The sequence below is a fragment of the Nonomuraea sp. C10 genome (assembly GCF_008017515.1).
In the GTDB taxonomy this organism is placed as follows: domain Bacteria; phylum Actinomycetota; class Actinomycetes; order Streptosporangiales; family Streptosporangiaceae; genus Nonomuraea; species Nonomuraea ferruginea.
On record NZ_VPFF01000001.1, the window covers coordinates 5921249 to 5940701 of the forward strand.

Annotated in this window: 17 protein-coding genes; 6 read left to right on the forward strand and 11 right to left on the reverse strand. The window is 72.5% G+C overall.

What is annotated here, in order from left to right; translation table 11 throughout:
* The first annotated feature begins 36 nt into the window (after window positions 1-36).
* Complete coding sequence (locus FR742_RS27110; RefSeq protein WP_148033553.1) at window positions 37-1482, forward strand: glycoside hydrolase family 3 protein; 1446 nt, start codon at window positions 37-39, stop codon at window positions 1480-1482.
* 15 nt (window positions 1483-1497) lie between these two features.
* Here the strand turns inward: FR742_RS27110 and FR742_RS27115 are convergent, their stop codons facing one another.
* A complete protein-coding gene (locus FR742_RS27115) occupies window positions 1498-2679 on the reverse strand; it encodes an ROK family transcriptional regulator (RefSeq protein ID WP_148034846.1) in 1182 nt (393 codons plus the stop codon).
* A gap of 90 nt (window positions 2680-2769) precedes the next feature.
* Between FR742_RS27115 and FR742_RS27120 the strand changes: the two genes are divergently transcribed.
* Window positions 2770-4674: an endonuclease/exonuclease/phosphatase family protein gene (locus tag FR742_RS27120; protein ID WP_148033554.1), complete on the forward strand. Its 1905-nt coding sequence runs from the start codon at window positions 2770-2772 to the stop codon at window positions 4672-4674.
* An 8-nt stretch (window positions 4675-4682) separates the two neighbouring features.
* Complete coding sequence (locus FR742_RS27125; RefSeq protein ID WP_148033555.1) at window positions 4683-5132, forward strand: Rrf2 family transcriptional regulator; 450 nt, start codon at window positions 4683-4685, stop codon at window positions 5130-5132.
* A 45-nt stretch (window positions 5133-5177) separates the two neighbouring features.
* Here the strand turns inward: FR742_RS27125 and FR742_RS27130 are convergent, their stop codons facing one another.
* Window positions 5178-6380 carry an MFS transporter gene (locus FR742_RS27130; protein WP_148033556.1) on the reverse strand — a complete coding sequence of 401 codons (1203 nt, stop codon included), beginning with the start codon at window positions 6378-6380 and terminating at the stop codon, window positions 5178-5180.
* Window positions 6381-6461: 81 nt separating this feature from the next.
* Here FR742_RS27130 and FR742_RS27135 point away from each other — a divergent pair, with 81 nt between their 5' ends.
* Window positions 6462-7046 (forward strand): TetR/AcrR family transcriptional regulator, encoded by a 585-nt coding sequence (locus FR742_RS27135; protein WP_148033557.1) that lies wholly within the window; start codon window positions 6462-6464, stop codon window positions 7044-7046.
* Here the strand turns inward: FR742_RS27135 and FR742_RS27140 are convergent.
* Window positions 6932-7411, reverse strand: a complete 480-nt coding sequence (locus FR742_RS27140) for a hypothetical protein (protein ID WP_148033558.1) — start codon at window positions 7409-7411, stop codon at window positions 6932-6934. The genes FR742_RS27135 and FR742_RS27140 overlap by 115 nt on opposite strands.
* 39 nt (window positions 7412-7450) lie before the next feature.
* Between FR742_RS27140 and FR742_RS27145 the strand changes: the two genes are divergently transcribed.
* Entirely contained in the window at window positions 7451-8230 is a 780-nt protein-coding gene (locus tag FR742_RS27145) for a DNA-formamidopyrimidine glycosylase family protein (RefSeq protein ID WP_148033559.1), read from the forward strand.
* Here the strand turns inward: FR742_RS27145 and FR742_RS27150 are convergent.
* The 6 genes from FR742_RS27150 to FR742_RS27175 all read right to left on the reverse strand — a co-directional run bounded on the left by FR742_RS27150 (window position 8227) and on the right by FR742_RS27175 (window position 14716).
* Window positions 8227-8583: a helix-turn-helix domain-containing protein gene (locus FR742_RS27150; protein ID WP_148034847.1), complete on the reverse strand. Its 357-nt coding sequence runs from the start codon at window positions 8581-8583 to the stop codon at window positions 8227-8229. The genes FR742_RS27145 and FR742_RS27150 overlap by 4 nt on opposite strands.
* A gap of 274 nt (window positions 8584-8857) precedes the next feature.
* Entirely contained in the window at window positions 8858-9349 is a 492-nt protein-coding gene (locus tag FR742_RS27155; RefSeq protein ID WP_148033560.1) for a CinA family protein, read from the reverse strand.
* Window positions 9350-9354: 5 nt separating this feature from the next.
* Window positions 9355-9927 (reverse strand): CDP-diacylglycerol--glycerol-3-phosphate 3-phosphatidyltransferase, encoded by a 573-nt coding sequence (gene pgsA / locus FR742_RS27160; RefSeq protein WP_148033561.1) that lies wholly within the window; start codon window positions 9925-9927, stop codon window positions 9355-9357.
* A complete protein-coding gene (gene rimO / locus FR742_RS27165; protein WP_148033562.1) occupies window positions 9924-11336 on the reverse strand; it encodes a 30S ribosomal protein S12 methylthiotransferase RimO in 1413 nt (470 codons plus the stop codon). The genes pgsA and rimO overlap by 4 nt, the downstream gene beginning before the upstream one ends.
* 45 nt (window positions 11337-11381) lie before the next feature.
* A complete protein-coding gene (locus tag FR742_RS27170; protein WP_261808763.1) occupies window positions 11382-12131 on the reverse strand; it encodes a helix-turn-helix domain-containing protein in 750 nt (249 codons plus the stop codon).
* Between the two features lie 74 nt (window positions 12132-12205).
* Entirely contained in the window at window positions 12206-14716 is a 2511-nt protein-coding gene (locus tag FR742_RS27175; protein ID WP_148033564.1) for a DNA translocase FtsK, read from the reverse strand.
* 202 nt (window positions 14717-14918) lie between these two features.
* On the opposite strand from FR742_RS27175, the gene FR742_RS27180 reads away from it, so the two are divergent.
* Complete coding sequence (locus FR742_RS27180) at window positions 14919-17345, forward strand: SpoIIE family protein phosphatase (protein ID WP_187281329.1); 2427 nt, start codon at window positions 14919-14921, stop codon at window positions 17343-17345.
* Here FR742_RS27180 and FR742_RS27185 read toward each other — a convergent pair whose 3' ends face one another.
* Together FR742_RS27185 and FR742_RS27190 are read right to left on the reverse strand one after the other, a co-directional pair.
* Window positions 17346-18287 carry an aldose epimerase family protein gene (locus FR742_RS27185; RefSeq protein ID WP_148033566.1) on the reverse strand — a complete coding sequence of 314 codons (942 nt, stop codon included), beginning with the start codon at window positions 18285-18287 and terminating at the stop codon, window positions 17346-17348.
* Window positions 18284-19255, reverse strand: coding sequence for a LacI family DNA-binding transcriptional regulator (locus FR742_RS27190; protein WP_148033567.1), 972 nt, complete (start codon window positions 19253-19255; stop codon window positions 18284-18286). The genes FR742_RS27185 and FR742_RS27190 overlap by 4 nt, the downstream gene beginning before the upstream one ends.
* Window positions 19256-19453 lie beyond the last annotated feature (198 nt).

Here is a 19453-nt window from a genome sequence, read left to right on the forward strand (position 1 = left end):
ATCCGAGGCTGCCCGTTTTCCATCTGATGAGGAGCCATGAGTCGTAGTGATCGGGGGCTGCGCCGCCTCGCGGCCGGTACGTTGCTCGTCGCCTTCCAGGGCACCACGCCGCCGGGCTGGGTGCTGCGCGAGCTGGAGCGAGGGCTGGGCGGCGTCACGCTCTTCGGCTTCAACGTCGACGGCCACGAGCCGCCCGCCGCGCTCACCGCGGCGCTGCGGGAAGCGGGCGGCGAGCCGGTCGTCTCCCTGGACGAGGAGGGCGGCGACGTCACCAGGCTGGCCTACCACGAGGGCAGCCCGTACCCGGGGAACGCGGCGCTCGGCGCGGTGGACGACGCCGAGCTGACCCGGCAGGTCTACCGGGCGATCGGCGCGGAACTGGCCGCGTGCGGGATCAACCTGGACATGGCGCCGGACGCCGACGTGAACTCCGAGGCGGACAACCCGGTCATCGGCACCCGGGCGTTCGGCGACGAGCCCGGACTGGTCGCCCGGCACACGGTGGCCGCCGTCGAAGGGCTGCAGGAGGCGGGGGTCGCGGCCTGCGTCAAGCACTTCCCCGGCCACGGCGCCACCCGCGTCGACTCGCACCTGGCCATCCCGGTCGTGGACGTCACCCCTGAGGTGCTGCGCGAGCGGGAGCTGGCGCCGTTCCGCGCGGCCATCGAAGCGGGCACCAAGTCGATCATGACGGCGCACGTGGCCGTGCCCGCGCTGACCGGCGGCACGCCCGCGACGCTGTCACCCGCCGCGCTCACCGGCCTGCTGCGGGGCGAACTCGGCTACGACGGCGTGGTGATCTCCGACGCGCTCGACATGCACGCGATCACCAAGAGCGTCGGACTGGCCGGCGGCGCGGTGCGTTCGCTGGCCGCCGGCGCCGACCTGCTCTGCCTCGGGCCGATACCCGGCCACGACGAGGTGCGCGAGGTGATCGACGCGATCGTGGCCGCGGTGGACGAGGGAACACTGCCGCCGGCCAGGCTGGAGGCGGCGGCGGCCCGGGTGGAGGCGCTGCGTGCCTGGTTCGGCGCGCCGGGGCGCACCCTGCCCGAGCGGAACGGGGTCGGGCTGCGCGCCGCCCGCCGCGCCGTGCGGCTGGCCGGCGAGCCGGCGCCGCTGTCGCAACCGCTGGTGGTTGAGGTGGACACGCCGCCGACCATCGCCGTGGGCGACGTGCCGTGGGGGCTCGGGCGCTGGCTGCCGGAGGCGGAGGTCCTGCGGCTCGCCCCCGGCTCGGCTGACGTGCCGGCGCTGCTGGCCAAGGCCGCGGACCGGTCGCTGGTGGTGGTGGTCAGGGACGCGCACCGCCACCCGGACAGCCGTGCGCTGGTCTCCGCGCTGGTGGCCGCCCGGCCGGACGCGACGGTGGTCGAGATGGGGCTGCCGGTCTGGCGCCCGGACACGGCCGCCTACCTCGCCACGTACGGTGCGGCCAGGGCGAACGCGCAGGCCGCGGCGGAACTGCTCGCCGGGGCCTGAGCCACCGGCCGCCGGTCAGGACGTGAGGAGCTCCTGGCGGGCCTGGTCGAGCGCGGCGAGCACGGCGCCGCGCAGCACCGGGTTCGGGTCGGTGACGGCGGTGGTGACCACCTGCGGGCGGACCGGGCAGACGCGGGCCACCGCCTCCTCCACCCGCGAGGTGAGCGCCTCTCCCCCGGCGTGACCGACCTCCCCCGCCAGCACCACCAGGCCGGGATCGAGGATCACGCAGACGGCCGCCACGCCCAGGGCGAGCCTGCGGGCTATCTCGTCGAGCAGCGGCTCGCCCTCGGCCCCGGCCGCCACCGCCACCTGGACGCACTGGCCGGCGCTGTCGGCCGCGAACCCGTACCCCTGTGCCAGCTCCGCCACCGCCTCCGCGCTGACCAGCGACTGCAGGCCGCCCGCCAGCGACGGCAGCCGTCCCGGCGCGGTGCGGATGTCCTCGGGCAGCGGCACGCCCGGCACGGGCAGGTAGCCGATCTCGCCCGCGCTGCCCGAGCGGCCGCGGTGGAGCCGGCCGCCGAGCATCACCGCCATGCCCAGGCCGCGGCTGGACCACAGGAGCACGAAGTCGTCGATGCCCCGCGCGGCGCCGTCGGCCCGCTCGGCGATGGCGGCGAGGTTGACGTCGTTCTCGATCGTCACCTCGCGCTTGAGGTCGCCCGCCAGGGCCTCGTGGATGCCTTCGTGCCAGCCCGGCAGGTCGAAGGAGAAACGCACATCGCCGCTGCGCGGGTCGACCACGCCGGGAGTGCCGATGACGACGCCGCGCAGCCTGCCCAGGCCGACCTTGGCGCTCCGGCAGGCCTTGGTGATCGCGTCGTGCACGGCGGCGACCGGGTCGGGGTGACTGTCGGGGTCGACGGTGACCTGGGAGATCGTGCGGCCGTGGATGTCGGCGACCGCCGTGGAGATCAGCCCGGGACCGACCTCCAGCCCGGCGACGTAGGCGCTGGAGGGGATGACAGAGTAGAGCGCCGCGTTGGGGCCGCGCCCGCCGGCCTGCGCGCCGACCACCTCGACCAGCCCGCGCTCCTCCAGCCGGGCCAGCGTCTGGGAGGCGGTCACCTTGGACAGGCCGGTCAGCTCGCCGATCTGGCCGCGGGTCATCGGCCCGGAGGCCAGCAGCAGCTCCAGAGCGGCCCGGTCGTTGATCTCCCTGAGCAGTCTGGGCACACCAGGCCGTCGCTCCACGCTGAATCCCACCGTCACAATCGAAAAGGTTGTTGCAAGTTTAGCGCTCCCACCCTTGCTTATCGATGCAGGTGAACGCGAGGATTGCTCATGCTCTCCCTCCGCCACCAGGTCGCTCTCCTGGCGATCGGTGTCGTCCTCTTCCTCGACGTGCTGCGGGTGTTCCTCCCGTCGTTGATCACGCTGTTCGGGCGGGCCGGGTCGACGGCTCCGGAGCTGATGGGCCTCTACGCGGCCGCCTGGTTCGTGCTCCCGTTCCTGGCGCTGCGGCTGAAGCCGCGCTGGGCCGTGCTGGGCGGGGCGGTCGCGCTGGTGCTGGCCCGCGTGCTCCTGCAGGCCGGCGTCTCGCAGCTGTACGTGGCCTCGGCCGGGGTGAGCGCCGGCCTGGTCTTCCTGTACGGATGCGCGCGGACGACGACCCGGGCGGCGGCGCCCGTGGGGATCATCGGCGGAGTGGCCTGCTCGGTGCTCGGCCACCTGCTGCTCGACGGGGTGGACCTGGTGTGGCGACCCGGGCTCCTGGCGTGGGCGGCGGTGCTGGGGCTGTGCGCCGCGTTCCTGGTGCTGGCCCGTACAGCGGGCGCCGACCCGGCTGGTGACGCCTCAGCCCGGGCGGGTGGCGACGGCGGGCTCGCGCCTGCCGGGACCTGGTTCCTGGTCGGGCCGGTGCTGCTGCTCGCCGGGATGGCGGCCACCGGCTACGCGAAGGCGGCCGTCGGGCCGAGCGTGATCGGCTGGGACGCGCTCCTTCAAGTGGCGGCGCTGGTGGCGGCGACGGTGCTGGCGTCGCGGGTGTCGCACTCCCCCGCCTTCGACGCCGCCGCGGCCGTGCTGCTGGTGTGCTTCACGGTGTTGCTGCTGCTCCCGTCGTCCGGGTCCACGGGGCTGGGGCTGAGCGGCGCCATGGTGCTGCTGTGGACGGGCCCGGTGCTCGCCGCCTCGGCGCAACGGCCGGCGGGCGGGCGGCAGGGGGTCGCGGTGCTCGGCGGCGGGCTGGTGTTCCTGGTGGCGACCTTCGGCTACTACGCCTCGTACGACCTGGACCTGGGCATACCCAACCAGGTCTGGCCGGTCACGGTCGCGGTGGTGGCGGCGGTCGTGGCCGTGCGGCCGGGGCGGCCCCGGCCGCTGGGTCCGCGGGTGCGGCGGCGGGTGTGGCCGGCCGTGGCGGTGGCGGCGGCGCTCATGGTGCTCGTGGCGGCCACCAACTGGCGGCCGCCGCCCGCGAACCGCCCCCTGGGCGGAGACACGATCAAGCTGGTCGCCTACAACATCCGGATGGGGTTCGGCCTGGACGGACGGCTGTCGCTGGACGACATCGCCGCCTGGGCCGCCGCCCAGAAGCCGGACGTGGTGCTGCTCAGCGAGGTGGACCGGGGCTGGCTGCTCAACGGCGGCCACGACGACCTGGCGAGGATCGCCCGCGGCCTGGGCATGCGCTACTACTTCGCCCCGGCCGCCGACAACGTGTGGGGCGACGCCCTGCTCACCAACCTTTTCGTACGCGGCGTCCACTCCCATCGGCTGGGCGGGCACGACTACCCGACCGGTGCCCAGGCCCAGGCCATCGTGCTGGGCGTCGGGCCCCACGAGCTCGGCATCGTGAACACCCACCTGCAGGCCCCGGCCGGGCAGGCGCCCGAGGTCGCCGCCATGGTCAGGGCCCTGGCCGCCGGGAGGGACGCCGCCGAGGCGGGCCCGCGCTCGCGGGTGGGCAACGGCCTGATGAGGCCGGTGATCCTGGCCGGGGACCTGAACATCCGGCCCGGTGACCCCGAGATGCGGGTGCTGGAGCGGGCCGGGCTGTCGGACCCGCTGCTCGCGCTCGGCGACCCGCCCACCTCGCCCGCCGACGCCCCCACGGAGCGGATCGACCACGTGCTGATCAGCGACGGGCTGACCGCCGTGTCCGCCGAGGCGCCGCGGGTGCCGTTCTCTGATCATCTGCCTGTGGTGGCCACCTTGCGTCTAACCAGTGTTGACCAACAGGGATAATCGATAACATGCGCCTTTCTGCTCGCGTCGACTACGCCCTCCGCGCCGCCGCCGAACTCGCCGCGGCCGGTGCCGGCCCGACCACCGTGGGCGAGCTCGCCAAGGAGCAGGACATGCCGCCCAAGTACTTGGAGAACATCCTCCTGCAGATGCGCCGCGCCGGGCTGGTCCGCGGCCAGCGCGGTCCCGAGGGCGGCTATGTGCTGGCCCGCCCGCCGGCCGACATCTCGCTCGCCGACGTCATCAGGGCCGTCGACGGCCCGCTGGCCAACGTGCGGGGCGAGCGGCCCGAGCACGTCGGCTACCGGGGGCCGGCCGAGTCGCTGCAGCAGGTGTGGATCGCGCTGCGGGCGACCGAGCGCGGCATCCTCGAAGAGGTCACGCTGGAGCACGTCGCCTCCGGCCGCCTGCCCGACCGCGTCAGCCAGCTCGCCGCCGACCCCGCCGCCTGGGACTGACCGGCCCGCCGCGCCGCCGTCGGAGGCCCCGTACGGAAGCCCCGCTCAGGTCCCCGTACGGCTGACCGTGCTGGTGACCGCCGGTCGGCCCAGCCGGGACGCCTGCCAGAAGATCACCAGGGCGACGACCTCCACCACGGCCGCGGCCGCCGGGAGCAGGCCCGGCCCGTGCCACTCCAGCACGACACCGCCCAGCGCGCCCCCGCCGGACACGCCCACGTACACCGCGCTGCTGTTGAGCGCCAGCGCCTGCGGCCCGGCGGGACCGGCCAGGGCCAGCAGGCGGACCTGGGCGGGCGGCGGGATCCACCACGACACCCCCGCCCAGAGCGCGAGCAGCGGCAGGAGCGCGAGCAGGGCGAGCGGCCGCAGCCCCCACGCGACCGTGAACGCGGCCATGACGGCGCCGAACCCGCAGATCCCCGCGATGAGCGCCCGGTCGGCCCCCCACCGGTCGCCGGCGCGCCCGCCGAGCTGCCCGCCCGCGAACCCGGCCGCCCCCGCCAGCACGAACACCCAGCCGACCTCGACGGGCCCGGCCCCCGCCAGCTCCCGCAGGAACGGGGCCAGGTACGTCATCACCATCATGCTGCCGAGCACGATCGCCACGATCCCCAGCAGTCCGGCGACCACCTGGGGCCGGGCCAGCGGCGCCAGCCGATCCCGCAGCGAGCCCTCGGCCGGTTCCGGCGCCACGTGCGGCAGCGTCCGGCGCACGGCCACGAGCGACACCAGGCCGAGCAGCGCGGCGAGCACGAACGTGGCCCGCCAGCCGAACGCGCCGCCCACCCAGGTGCCGATGGGCACGCCCAGCATCAGCGACCCGGTCAGCCCGCCCATGACCAGCGCCAGGTAGCGCCCCTGCATCCCGGCCGGGGACTGGGAGGCGGTGATGGCGTACGCGGCGGGCACGACGGCCGCCGCGGCCACCGCCGCCAGCACCCGCAGCCCCATCAGCACGGGGTAGGACGTGACCAGCGCCGCCGCCCCGTTGGCGGCGACGAACAGCAGCAGCGCCCCGGTCATCAGCCCGCGCCGCGGCCATGAGGCGGTCACCACGGACGCCGCCGGCGCGGTCAGCGCGAACGCCAGCGAGAAGCCGGTCACCAGTTGCCCGCCCACCGCCTCGCTGACCCCGAGGTCGCGGGAGAGCGCGGGCAGCACCCCGGCGATCACGTAGTCGTCGGTGGCGAAGGTGAACATGGTGAACGTCAGTGCCGCCAGCCAGGCGGGCACTCGTGTGGACATGGGAACCCCAAAATTAAGGCAACAGTTGTTACCGAGGTAAGGTAACAGTCGTCACCTCAATGACGTCAAAGGGATTATCCGATGGCCAGGACCGCCGATCCCGCCCGCCGGGATGAACTCCTCGACCGCATCGTCGACTACCTGGCGGAGCGCGGCCTCTCGACGCTGTCCATGCGGCCGCTGGCCGAGCACCTGGGCAAGTCCACCCGCGTGCTGACCCACCACTTCGAGGACAAGGAAGAGCTGCTGTCGGCCACCATGCGACGTCTGGACGAGCGCCACCGGGCCTGGCTGCGCGCGCTGCCCGGCTGGGACGGCTCCGACAGCGTCGGCACGATCGTCCGCCGCACCTGGGAGTTCCAGCTGAGGGAGGACAACCTGCCGATCGCCCGGCTGATCCACGAGATCGAAGGGCTGGCGGCGGGCGGCCGGCTCACGGGTCTGGTGCCGGAACTGCTGGCGGACCGGTCGGCGTTCGTGGCGTCGCTGCTCCGCGATCGCGGCGTCCCCGAACGCGACGCGCTGCGCATCTCGACCCTGGTCAACTCCGCCTACACGGGCCTGCAGCTCGATGTCCTCACCACCGGCGAACGCGAGCGCGTCGACGAGGCCCTGCACCAGCTCGCCGACCTGGTCGACGAGTGGGTCGAGGCCGCCGCCCGCTGAGCGGCCGTCACGCCGCGCCCGGCCAGACGTGGCGATGGCGCGAGGAGTAGGTCTCGAGCCGCCCGTCCACCCACCCAGTAGTGGTGGGAGACCGCGATCCGGGACGCGAGGTCGTACTCCTCGAAACCCAGGTGCTCCGGGGTCACGGTGAACGGGTGCACGGTCTGGCCGGGCGGGAGCCGTCGCAACTCGGGGACGTAGACCTCGACGACGAAGCGGCCGCCGGGTTCGAGGTGGGCGGCCGCATCGCGGAAGCACGCGACCTGCTCGTCCTGCGTGGTCAGGTTCGTGATCGTGTTGCGCAGCAGGTACACGAGGTTGACGGGGCCGTCCGCGCGGGTGGTCGCGAAGTCCCCTTCGGTCACGCCGACGGCCTCCGCTCCCGGCTTCCTAGACTGGGACGCATGCCCGAAGGTGATGCCGTCTACCGCACCGCCGCGCGGCTGCGGGGGGCGCTCGACGGTCAGGTGCTGACCCGGTCGGAGTTCCGGGTGCCGCGCCACGCCACCGCCGACCTCACCGGCCGGACCGTGCTGGAGACCGTGTCACGGGGCAAGCACCTGCTCACCCGGGTCGAGGGCGGGCTCACCGTGCACACCCACCTGCGGATGGACGGCAGCTGGCAGGTCGCCCCGGCCGGCCGGAGCGTCCCGGGGGGCGACCGGGTGCGGCTGATCCTGGCCAACCGGCAGTGGCAGGCGGTCGGCGTACGGCTGGGGATGGTGGACCTGCTGAGGACGGCCGACGAGGGCAAGGTCGTCGGGCATCTGGGCCCCGACCTGCTGGGCGACGACTGGGATCCGGCCGAGGCCGTGCGGCGGCTGAGCCGGGACCCGGACACGACCATCGGCGAGGCGCTGCTCGACCAGCGCAACCTGGCCGGGATCGGCACGATCTACCGCGCGGAGACGCTTTTCCTGCGCGGCGTATGGCCGTGGCGGAGGGTCGGGGACGTCGGGGACCTGGAAGGGCTCGTCACGCTGGCTCAGAGGCTGCTGGCGGCCAACAGGCATCACGCGGGCACGGTGACCACGGGAGACCGCCGCCCGGCGCATCAGACCTGGGTCTACGGCAGGGCGGGAAGACCCTGTCGCCGCTGCGGGACCCGCATCAGCCGTGGCGAGATGGGGACAGGACCGCAGGAGCGGCTCATCATGTGGTGCGGCGGCTGTCAGCCGGGCTAGGCAGCCACCATGTCCTTGACTTCGGGGAAGACGGTGTCGGAAATCGATCCTGGGACCGAGTCGGGAACCGCGATGCGCTCGTGCTCGGGCGCGTCGGCCAGCACGGGAGCGGCCTGAAGCTCCGCCAGCGCGAACTGATCGGAGACCTCACGCAGGACCTGCGAGAGCGGAACCCCGAGCGCGCCGCAGATCGACGCGAGCAGCTCGGAGGACGCCTCTTTCTGGCCCCGCTCCACCTCGGACAGGTAGCCGAGTGAGACGCGCGCCAGCGTGGACACCTCTCGGAGTGTGCGTCCCTGCCGCACGCGCAACCGCCTCAGCACGTCTCCGAGCAGCTGACGCAGCAAAATCATCTGTCGCTCCCTCCCCGGAGTGGATGGCTTCACCACGCTCCGCGCGATCGAGTCGTGCCGCCCGTCTTTCTTCTTCGCTTCGTACATACTCCTCGCCGTCATTGCCGGGCGTCTCCGCCCCTGGCCCGCCGCTCGTGACTCATCAGGCCCGCCTGCCGGGCGCTCGCTGCTTGCAGTTGGCTCACGGACCTCACTCACAGCTCCACCGTACCCGCATCGACCGACACCGCGTCAGACCGTGCTTCGCATGTTCGCTGGGGACGTAACACGGTAATCATCCGGAATGTTCCCCTTTGTTGTCCTTAAGCACACTTGCTAGTAGATCAATAGCCTCGTCCATCGTCTCTACCCTGATACGTTCACGCGACCCCTTAAGGCTCAACCGTCGGCCCCACACCTGTCCGCCCGGTCCGCTCACCGCCGCGAAGACCGTGCCGACCGGCTGGCCGTCCTGCGGCTCCGGCCCGGCCACTCCCGTGACCGCCACCCCGTACGTGGCCTCGCACAAGCGCGCCACGCCGGCCGCCATCGCCGCGGCGACCTCCGGATGCACCGCCCCCTCGCGGCGCAGCAGATCCCCCGGCACGCCCAGCAGCCGTTGCTTCAGGTCGGTGGCATAGGAGATCACCCCGCCCTTGAAGACCCGGGACGACCCCGGCACCAGCGTGAACGTCGCCCCGATGAGCCCGCCGGTGAGCGACTCGGCCACGGCGACAGTGGCCTCCTGGCTCGCCAGCGACTCCAGCACCTGCGTGACCTCGGCCATGATCCTCACTCCCCGCGCGCACGCCTCGCCATCCCGCGCAGCCTGATCGCGCGGATGACGTAATCGACCCCCGTCGCCACCGTGACCACGAGCGCCGCCCCCATCACCGTCTCCCGCAGCGCCTCCGGCACCCACGGCACCAGGTAGAGCGCGATGGCGGCGATCTGCAGGACGGTCTTGACCTTCCCGCCGTAGCTCGCCGGGATGACCGCCAGCCTGATCAGCACCAGCCGGAGCAGCGTGATGCCCAGCTCGCGGCCGAGGATCACGATCGTGACCCACCACGGCAGCTCGCCCAGCAGCGACAGGCACACCAGCGCGGCCCCGGTCAGCGCCTTGTCGGCGATCGGGTCGGCGATCTTGCCGAAGTCGGTGATGAGGCCGTAGCGCCTGGCCAGCTCACCGTCGAGATGATCGGTGAACGACGCCACCGCGAAGACCGCCAGCGCGGCCAGCCGCCAGCCCATGCCCGGCAGGAACAGGCAGACGACGAAGAACGGGACGAGCGCCAGCCGCAGGACCGTGAGGACGTTGGCGATGTTCCACGGACTCACCGCGCGGCGCTCGTCTCTGGTCATGGACCGGCGGCCTTGATCCGAGCGATGAGGTCGACGCCCTCGGCGTCGACGACCATGGCGCGGACGAGCTCGCCCGGCACCAGGCCGATGCCCTGAACGGTGACCGATCCGTCGACCTCGGGACCCTGGTGGGCGGCCCTGCCCTCGTAGCCGCCGTCGCCGAGGTCCTCGTCGATGAGCACGTCGACCTCGGTGCCGATCCGGTCCTCGGCGCGCTGCGCCGTCAGCTCCTCGGCCAGCTCGGTGAGCACCCGCACGCGCTCGTCGACGACCTCCTGGGCCAGCTTGCCGTCGAAGCCCGCGGCTTCGGTGCCGTCTTCGTCGGAATAGCCGAACACGCCGATGACGTCGAGCCTGGCCGCCTCCAGGAAGGAGACGAGCTCGCCGAACTCCTCCTCGGTCTCGCCGGGGAAGCCGACGATGAAGTTGGAGCGCACTCCCGCCTCCGGCGCCCGCTCGCGGATGCTCTCCAGCAGGCCGAGGAAGCGCTCGGGATCGCCGAAGCGGCGCATCCGCCGCAGCACCCCGCCGCTGGCGTGCTGGAAGGACAGGTCGAAGTAGGCGGCGACGCCGTCGGTGCCGGCGATCACGTCGATCAGCCCCGGCCGCAGCTCGGCCGGCTGGAGGTAGCTCGCCCGCACCCGGGAGACGCCCTCGACGGCCGCCAGCCTCGGCAGCAGCTTCTCCAGCGCCCGCAGGTCGCCCAGATCCTTGCCGTAGGACGTGGAGTTCTCGCTCACCAGCACGAGCTCGCGCACGCCGCGGTGGGACAGCCAGTCGGCCTCGGCCACCAGCTCGTCGGGGTGGCGGGACACATAGGCGCCGCGGAAGGCAGGGATGGCGCAGAACGTGCAGCGCCGGTCGCAGCCCGAGGCGAGCTTGAGCGAGGCCACCGGGCTCTCGTCGAGCCGCTTGCGCAGCACCCGCGGGCCGCTCGCGGGCGCCAGCCCGTCGGGCAGGTCGCCGTGCCCGGGGATGGCGCCGCGGGGGGCGGCGGCCCGGTCGACCGGCGTGATGGGCAGCAGGAGGCGGCGGTCACGCGGCGTGTGCGGCGTGAGCGCGCGCCCGGCGAGCACGTCGTCGAGACGCCCGCCGATGTCGGTGTAGTCGTCGAAGGAGATGACCGCGCTGGCCTCGGGCAGCGCGTCGGCGAGCTCGTTGCCGTAGCGCTCGGCCATGCAGCCCGCGGCGACCACCTTGGCCCCCGAGTCGGCGGCGGCCAGCAGGGTGTCGATCGAGTCCTTCTTCGCCGACTCGATGAAGCCGCACGTGTTGACCACGACGACATCCGGGTCGTCGTCGTCGAGCTGCCAACCGGCAGCCTCGAGTCGCGCGGCCAGCTCCTCGGAGTCGACCTCGTTGCGGGCGCAGCCCAGCGTGATCAGCGATGCGGTTCGGCGGGATGACATGGTGACACTACGGTATCGGCAGTTGGCCACCACACGATGCAGGGGTTACCGAGCTGGTGGTTTCCCCGGGCCGAACGACCGGCGCACCTTCTCCCCCCGCTCCCCCACAGCGCCCAGGTTCTTGCCGTTGACCTGCACCGACACGGCTCCGGCGTCACCCACCTCGAAGTCGATCCGGCTCTGCGCCCGCCAGGTGGCGCTGCTGCCCGCCTTGAGGCTGCCGTCGAACAGCCGGCGTCCCTTGGCGTCGCGCACCGTCATGCGGGCCCGCCGCTTCGCCTCGACCGTGACCTCGACCGTGTTCTTGCCCGCCATGGCCACGGCGGACGGCCCCTCGGTGAACGGCGAGTTCGGCGGCACGGTGGCCGCCGGCCGCTCCCCGCGGGCGGTGCGGACCTGGTCGGACGCGCCGCCCAGGACCTTGACCACGCCGAACACGACCACCACGGACAGCGCGACCGCCAGCGCCGGGGCCCAGCCGGGCCCCCGCCGCTCGGACATCTTGATGATGCGGTCGGCCTGGAACACCGCCGCCGCCCGCACCGGCTGCGGCGCACCGCCGTGCAGCTGGTCGTAGTGGTGCACCACGGCCTCGGGATCGAGCCCCACGGCAGCCGCGATGGTCTTGACGTGCCCCCTGATGTAGAAATCGCTTCCGGACTCGGCGAACTCGTCACGCTCGAGCGCGTTGATGATCGCCTCTCGGATACGCGTGATCTTGCTCAGCTGCTCGACAGTCAACCCCGAAGACTGCCGAGCCGCCGCCAATATGGCTCCGATGCTCTGCTCCTGCACGACAACCGCCTCCCCACGACGGAGCGTAGTTGCTCCTATTCAAGCAGTAAGTGGCAGGGAAGTGGCCATTGGGGTCATTCGCCACGCAGGTCGGCTAGCAATCCGGGCAGATCATCTGGTTTCACCAGCACCTCGCGAGCCTTGGAACCCTCGCTGGGACCGACCACTTCGCGACTCTCCAGCAGGTCCATCAGCCGCCCGGCCTTCGCGAAGCCGACGCGCAGCTTGCGCTGCAGCATCGAGGTCGAACCGAACTGGGTGGTGACGATCAGCTCGGCGGCCTGGATGAGCAGGTCGAGGTCGTCGCCGATGTCCTCGTCGATCTCCTTCTTGGCGCCGGCCGCGACGGTCACGTCACTGCGGTACTCCACCTGCATCTGCTGCTTGCAGTGGTTGACGATCTCGGCGATCTCCTTCTCGGAGACGAACGCGTTCTGGATCCGGATCGGCTTGCTTGCCCCCATCGGCAGGAACAACGCGTCACCCTGGCCGACCAGCTTGTCGGCGCCCGGCTGGTCGAGGATGACCCGCGAGTCGGTCAGCGAGGACACCGCGAACGCCAGCCGGGACGGCACGTTGGCCTTGATCAGGCCGGTGACGACGTCCACGCTCGGCCGCTGGGTGGCGATGACCAGGTGGATGCCCGCCGCGCGGGCGAGCTGGGTGATGCGGACGATGGAGTCCTCCACGTCGCGCGGCGCCACCATCATCAGGTCGGCCAGCTCGTCCACGATCACCAGCAGGTACGGATAGGGCTGGTAGACGCGTTCGCTGCCGGGCTGCGGCACGAGCTTGCCGGCCCGCACCGCCTTGTTGAACTCGTCGATGTGGCGGAACCCGCTGGCCGCCAGGTCGTCGTAGCGGCGGTCCATCTCGCCCACCACCCATTCGAGGGCCTCGGCGGCCTTCTTCGGGTTGGTGATGATCGGGGTGATCAGGTGGGGGATGCCCTCGTACACGCTCAGCTCGACCCGCTTGGGGTCGACGAGCACCATGCGCACCTCGTCGGGGGTGGCGCGCATGAGGATCGAGGTGATCAGCCCGTTGACGCAGACGGACTTGCCCGCGCCGGTGGCGCCGGCGATGAGCAGGTGGGGCATCTTGGCCAGGTTGGCCACGATCGTGCGGCCCTCGACGTCCTTGCCCAGCCCGACGATCATCGGGTGGTGGTCGGCCTGCGCCACCTGGGCGCGGAGCACGTCGCCGAGCGCGACCAGGTCCTTGTCGGCGTTCGGGATCTCCACCCCGATCGCCGACTTGCCGGGGATCGGGGACAGGATCCGAACATCGGCCGATTTAACGGCATAGGCGATGTTCTTGGTCAGCGCGGTGACCTTCTCCACCTTCACCGCGGGCCCCAGCTCGATCTCGTAGCGGGTCACGGTCGGCCCTCGGGTGAACCCGATCACCTGGGCGTCGATGGTGAACTGCTCCAGCACGCTGGTCAGCGCGTTCACCACGACCGTGTTGGCCTTGGTCTGCGGCTTGGGCGCGGTGCCCTGCTTGAGATGCTGCAGGTCAGGCAGTTGGTACGGGCCCGCCTGCGGGGAGAGCACGAGCTGCTCGACCTTGCGCGGCGCCGGGGTGGGCTGCGGCGGCTCCGGCTGCTTGACCGGCGCCGGCGGCGGCTCCTCCTCGTCCATGAGCCCCGGGACGATCTCCGGCGAGTGGTCCTCGCGCTTCTCCTTCTCCGACAGGACGGGCGTGTCGTACGGTTTGACCGACTCCTCGCCCTCGGCGGCGGGCTTCTTCGGCCGCCCGCGCTTCTTCGGCTGCGGCGCGGGCCTGCCCTCCGGCGTCTGGCGCTCGAAGAGCATGTGGCGCAGCTCGGCCAGCCGCTCCGGGATGCGGTGGACGGGCGTGGCCGTGATCACCAGCACGCCGAACCCCGACAGGATCAGCAGCAGCGGGATCGTGATCCACGGCGGCAGGATGCTCATCGGCGGCGCCGACACGATGAACCCGATCATGCCGCCCGCCTGCGACACCTTCTCCATCGTGTTGTTCGCGTCGCCCGCGGGATAAGGGGTGCCGTTGGCGACGTGGATCACCCCGAGGACGCCGACGAGCAGCGCGCTCCACCCGATCACCATCCGGCCGGTGTCGGCGTTCTGGTCGGGGTGGCGCAGGTAACGCCAGGCCAGCAGGCCGAACAGCAGCGGCAGCGCCCACGCCAGCGAGCCGAACACGGCGTGCACGACGGTGTGGACGACCTCGGAGACGCCGCTCCTGGTGTCGCGCCAGGTCATCGCCGCCAGCACGATGGCGCCGGCGAGGACCGCCAGCCCCACGCCGTCGCGGCGGTGGACCGGGTCGAGCTCCCTGGCGTTCTTGCCCAGGGCGCGGGCGGTGCTGCCGATGCCGTTGGCGAGCAGCATCCACAGGCCGACGACCAGCTTGCCGATCATGGTGAAGACCCAGCTGATCGGGTCCTGATGGGTCATCGGGGGTTTACGGACCGGCCCCGCCCCCTTCGCCCTGGGCCGCCCCGTGGACGCGGCGCCCCGTTTCGCGGGGGTCGAACGAGACGAGGGCGACCGCTTCGCCGGACCCTTCGATGCGCTTTTCGGCGTACGGGTGGCCATGTTGCCAAAGGTACGTCGGATACCCCCGAGAAAGCACCGGGACGCGCCGGGCCACCGCCGGATCGTGTCGAAAGACTTCCCCGGCGCCAGCCGGCTGGTGACCAACCTCGGCCTTCTTCCCAAGTGGAGGGAGCGCGGGCTCCCGGTCTGCCACCCTGAGAGTGACCGAACTGCCACATCGAGTGATGTTCTAGGACGCACAGTGGAGACGACCCGGGTGTCGAGCACCTCCTTCGACGGCACTCCCCATGCCCCGGCGGCGGCGCGACGGTTCGTCCGCCAGGTGCTCGGCGAGTGGAGCCTGAGCCATCTGGCGGAGGACGCCGTGCTGCTGACCAGCGAACTCGTCACCAACGCGGTGGTGCACGCCGGCACCGGCGTCGAGCTGACCTGCCGGTTGGACGCCGAGGCGGTGCCGCCCAAACTCGAGATCGAGGTCGACGACCAGCAGCCCGGCCGGACCGTCCTGGACGTGCCGCCTCCCGCCGAGGAGATGGCCACCTCCGGGCGTGGCCTGGCGCTGGCGGGCATGCTCGCCGACGCCTGGGGCGTCACGTACACCAGGAGCGCGAAGCGGGTCTGGGTGCGGATGGAGCTCGCCGACGCCCAGGAGCCGTGCCCGCCCTCGATCCCGGCGCCGCGCGAGCCCGTGGACGCGCTGCGGGTGGCGGTGCTGGTCGCCGACGCGGGCGGGCGGGTGATCTCGTGGAACGCCGACGCCGAGGCCCTGCTCGGCTGGACGGCGCGGCAGGCGGCGGGCCGGCCGCTGGAGGACCTGGTCGACTGGGACGGTCACGGCCCCGACGCGCCGGCCCTGTCCGACGCGCTCGCGCTGGGCCGCTGGCGCGGGGAGTCGCGGATGCGCCACCGCGACGGGCGGCTGGTCCCCGTCTACGTCTCCCACCTGCGCACCGGGGGCAGGCCGGAGCACCGGAGGGCGATCTGGATGGTGGTGGGCGGCGACCACGGGTTCGTGCTGGCCTCGCCGCCCTCACCCGCCAGGCGGGAGGCCGGCCGGCGCATCAAGGACCTGCTCGACCGCGACCGCCCGCTCGCCGAGCTGCTCGACACGATCGCGCGGATCGTCCAGCTTTCCAGCGCCGGCGACGCCGCGTACGTGCTGCTGCGCGCCGACTCCGGCAACAGGTTCGGGGTGGCGGCGGGGGCGGGTGAGGCGGCGGGGCTGGTGGGCGTGGTCGCGGCGGGCGTGTTCGCCCCCGACCGGCGCGCGCCGGCGGTGGTGGACGACCTGCTCGCCGCCGACGTCGAGCTGGCCCAGCGGCTGCGGGCCAGGTCGCTGGCGTGCGCGCCGCTGGTGGTGGCGGGCGAGGTGATCGGCCACCTGGCGGTGACCGCCGCCGAGCCGGGGCGGTTCGACCAGGACCTGGCCGCGAGCCTGCGGCACATCGCCGACCAGGTGGCCGGCACCGTGCAGCGGGAGCGGCTGGCCGAGCAGGACCGGGCGCACCGGGGTCGGCTGTCGTTCCTCGCCGAGGCGGGCGAGCTGCTCGCGGGCGTGCACGACGAGGAGCTGCTCGCGGCGCTGGCCGCGCAGCTCGTGGTGCCCAAGATCGCCACCTGGGCGGCGGTCTACCTGACCGACCTGGCGGGCATGACGCGGCTGGCGCACGTGTGGCACCGGGAGGAGCGGCACAACGCCGAGCTGCGCACGTCGCTGCCCGCCCTCCCGCGCACGCCGCTGAGCGAGGTCACCTGGCCGGTCGGCCGCGGGAACGTGCTGTCGTTCCCGCTGCTGACCCAGGGCAGGGCCCACGGCGCGCTGGTGATCGGCCGGAGCGAGCCGACGCTGCCGCTGGAGCTGGCCGAGCTGCTGGCCGACCTGTGCCGCCTGATCGCGCTCAACCTGCACACCGCGATGCTCTACACCCGCCAGGCCACCACCTCCAAGGCGCTGCAGCGCAACCTGCTGCCGGTGCGGATGGCGCCGATGCCCGGCCTGGAGTCCGCGGTCGTGTACGAGCCGGCCGAGGAGGGCGCGCACGTCGGCGGCGACTTCTACGACCTGTTCACCGTGGCCGACCACTGGTGCTTCGCCCTCGGCGACGTCTGCGGCAGCGGGCCGGAGGCGGCCGCCGTCACCGGGCTCGCCAGGCACGCCGTGCGGCTGCTCGCGAAGGAGAACTACACCGTGGCCGACATCCTGGACCGGCTCAACCGGACGCTGCTGGAGGAGGACGAGGAGGGCCGGTTTCTCAGCCTGCTGTGCGGGGAGCTGACGCCGCTGCCGCAGGGCGGGGCGCGGTGCACGATCGCCTCGGCCGGGCACGTGCCGCCGCTGCTGCTGCACACCGACGGCGAGGTGGAGCAGGTGGCCTCGCCGCAGTTGCTGCTCGGCGTCGAGCACGGCGTGCGGTTCTTCGTGGAGTCGTTCGAGCTCGCGCCCGAGGAGGTGCTGCTGTGCGTCACCGACGGGGTGACCGAGCGGCGCGACGGCAAGCGGCTGCTCGACGACGACGACGGGCTGTCCAGGCTGTTGTCGGGCTGCACCGGGCTGAGCGCCCACGCCGTCGCCGAGCGGGTGCGGCAGGCGGTCCACTCCTTCGCCGGCGCCCCGTCGAGGGACGACGTGGCGCTGCTGGTGCTGCGGGCTACGCCGGCTCTCCCCTGATCAACCCGGGAAGCGGTAGGTGGTGGTGGAGGCGCGGACCTCGCCGGGGCGCAGCACGGTCGAGGGGAACGCCGGCTGGTTGGGCGAGTCGGGGAAGTGCTGCGTCTCCAGGCAGAACCCGGCGTGCGGGCCGTATGGAGTGGCGTCGCCGTCGAGCATGCCGCCCGCGTAGAACTGGACGCCGGGCTCGGTGGTGGTGACCTCCATGGTGCGTCCGCTGCCCGGCTCGGTCACGGTGATGTCGCCGTTCAGGACGAAGCAGTGGTCGTAGGCGCCGTCGAAGCGCTCGCCGATCGCGTGGGGGGTGGTGAAGTCGAACACGGTGCCCTTGACCGGGGCCGCCTCGCCGGTGGGGATCTTGTCGCCGTCGACGGGCAGGTAGTGGTCGGCCGCCATGCGGACCACGTGGCCGAGCACGTCGCCGCCGCCGGCCAGGTTGAAGTAGGAGTGGTTGGTCAGGTTGACCACGGTGGGCGCGTCGGTCTCGGTGGTGTAGTCGATGCGCAGCGCGTCGCCGTCGAGCGTGTAGGTGACGGAGGCGGTGAGCGTGCCGGGGTAGCCCTGGTCGCCGTCGGGGCTGACGAGCGCGAGCGTGATGGCCGAGCCGGTGACGTCGCGGATCGTCCAGACCTTGCTGTCGAAGCCCTCGGTGCCGCCGTGGAGGCTGTTGGGCCCGTTGTTGACGGGCAGGTGGTACTCGACGCCGTCGAGCGTGAAGCGGCCGCCCGCGATGCGGTTGCCGTAGCGGCCGACCACGGCGCCGAAGTAGCGGCTGCGGGTCAGGTAGTCGTCCAGGGTCGGCAGGCCGAGCACCACGTTGACGCCGTCGACCTCAAGCGTTTGCAGGATGGCCCCGTACGAGAGCACCGCCGCGCGCAGGCGCCCCGAGGTCAGTTCGTGGCGCTCGACGCGCTCCCCCGAGGGCAGCGTTCCGAAGTTCATGTGTGGGCCTCTCCCGTAGATTCGCGGACGATCAGGCTCGTCTCCAGCACGGTGACGCCGCTGGTGGCCTCGGAGTCGACCGAGCCGAGCAGCAGGTCGACGGCGATGCGGCCGGCGGCGGCGGTGGGCATCGCGATGGTGGTCAGCTTGGGGCGGCTCAGGCGGCCGGGCACGATGTCGTCGACGCCGATCACGCTGATCTCCCCGGGCACGTCGACCCCCCGCTCGGCCAGCCCTTCGATCAAGCCTATGGCGACCAGGTCGTTGTAGGCGAGCACCCCGGTGGCGCCGGAGGCGATCACGTCGGTGACGGCGGCCAGGCCGCCGAGCTCGGTGGGCGGGTTGGGGCCGAGGAAGGTGACGTCGGCCTCGCTCATGGCGGCGGCGGCCGCCTGCATCTCCTTGCTGGTCCACGACCCGCTGGGCCCGGTCACCAGGGCGAGCCTGCGGTGGCCGAGGCCGGTGAGGTGCTCGACGGCGAGCCTGACCCCGCGGCCGACGTCCATGAGCACCGTCGGCATGCCTTTGACCCTGCGGTTCACCACGACGAACGGCACCTCTTCGCGCAGCCGCTCGATCGTCTTGTTGGTCAGCCGGGGGCTGCACAGCAGCACGCCGTCGACCTGCTTGGTGAGGGTCTGGATCAGCTCCTCCTCGACCTGCGGGTCCTCGTCGGTGTCGGCCACGAACACGTGGTAGTCGCGGAGCCTGGCCTGCGCCTGGGCCGCTTTGATGAGCGGCGGGAAGAACGGGTTGGCGATGTCGGCCACGATCAGGCCGATGTTGTGGGTGCGCCCCGTGGTCAGCGCGCGGGCGGCCCGGTTGGGCCGGTAGCCGAGATCCTCGGCGACGGCGAGCACGCGGGTGCGTGTGACCGGGTTGACCAGATGGGGGGCGGAGAAGGCGCGCGACACCGTGGAGACGTGTACGCCTGATGCCTCCGCCACGTCACGAATGGTCACCGCCACGCTGGGCCTCCGAGCATGCCAAGTACATTAATGCAAGCGCTTGTATCGCTGTCAACGGGCCTCTTTCGCGAGGGCCGAGCGCCGAAAACTCATGCTACCGCGCATGAGGCCAGCGGCGACACCGCAGGCTGAGACGAGTCGGCTTGACGTTCTGCCGACGGCACCTCAATACTTTTTGCAACCGGTTGCGGTAATGAC

Excerpts from the sequence above, each read along its gene's own strand:
- FR742_RS27110 (WP_148033553.1), top strand. The coding sequence starts at position 37 with ATGAGTCGTAGTGATCGGGGGCTGCGCCGCCTCGCGGCCGGTACGTTG.
- FR742_RS27120 (WP_148033554.1), top strand. The coding sequence starts at position 2,770 with ATGCTCTCCCTCCGCCACCAGGTCGCTCTCCTGGCGATCGGTGTCGTC.
- FR742_RS27125 (WP_148033555.1), top strand. The coding sequence starts at position 4,683 with ATGCGCCTTTCTGCTCGCGTCGACTACGCCCTCCGCGCCGCCGCCGAA.
- FR742_RS27130 (WP_148033556.1), bottom strand. The coding sequence starts at position 6,380 with ATGTCCACACGAGTGCCCGCCTGGCTGGCGGCACTGACGTTCACCATG.
- FR742_RS27135 (WP_148033557.1), top strand. The coding sequence starts at position 6,462 with ATGGCCAGGACCGCCGATCCCGCCCGCCGGGATGAACTCCTCGACCGC.
- FR742_RS27145 (WP_148033559.1), top strand. The coding sequence starts at position 7,451 with ATGCCCGAAGGTGATGCCGTCTACCGCACCGCCGCGCGGCTGCGGGGG.
- FR742_RS27150 (WP_148034847.1), bottom strand. The coding sequence starts at position 8,583 with ATGATTTTGCTGCGTCAGCTGCTCGGAGACGTGCTGAGGCGGTTGCGC.
- FR742_RS27155 (WP_148033560.1), bottom strand. The coding sequence starts at position 9,349 with ATGGCCGAGGTCACGCAGGTGCTGGAGTCGCTGGCGAGCCAGGAGGCC.
- pgsA (WP_148033561.1), bottom strand. The coding sequence starts at position 9,927 with ATGACCAGAGACGAGCGCCGCGCGGTGAGTCCGTGGAACATCGCCAAC.
- rimO (WP_148033562.1), bottom strand. The coding sequence starts at position 11,336 with ATGTCATCCCGCCGAACCGCATCGCTGATCACGCTGGGCTGCGCCCGC.
- FR742_RS27175 (WP_148033564.1), bottom strand. The coding sequence starts at position 14,716 with ATGGCCACCCGTACGCCGAAAAGCGCATCGAAGGGTCCGGCGAAGCGG.
- FR742_RS27185 (WP_148033566.1), bottom strand. The coding sequence starts at position 18,287 with ATGAACTTCGGAACGCTGCCCTCGGGGGAGCGCGTCGAGCGCCACGAA.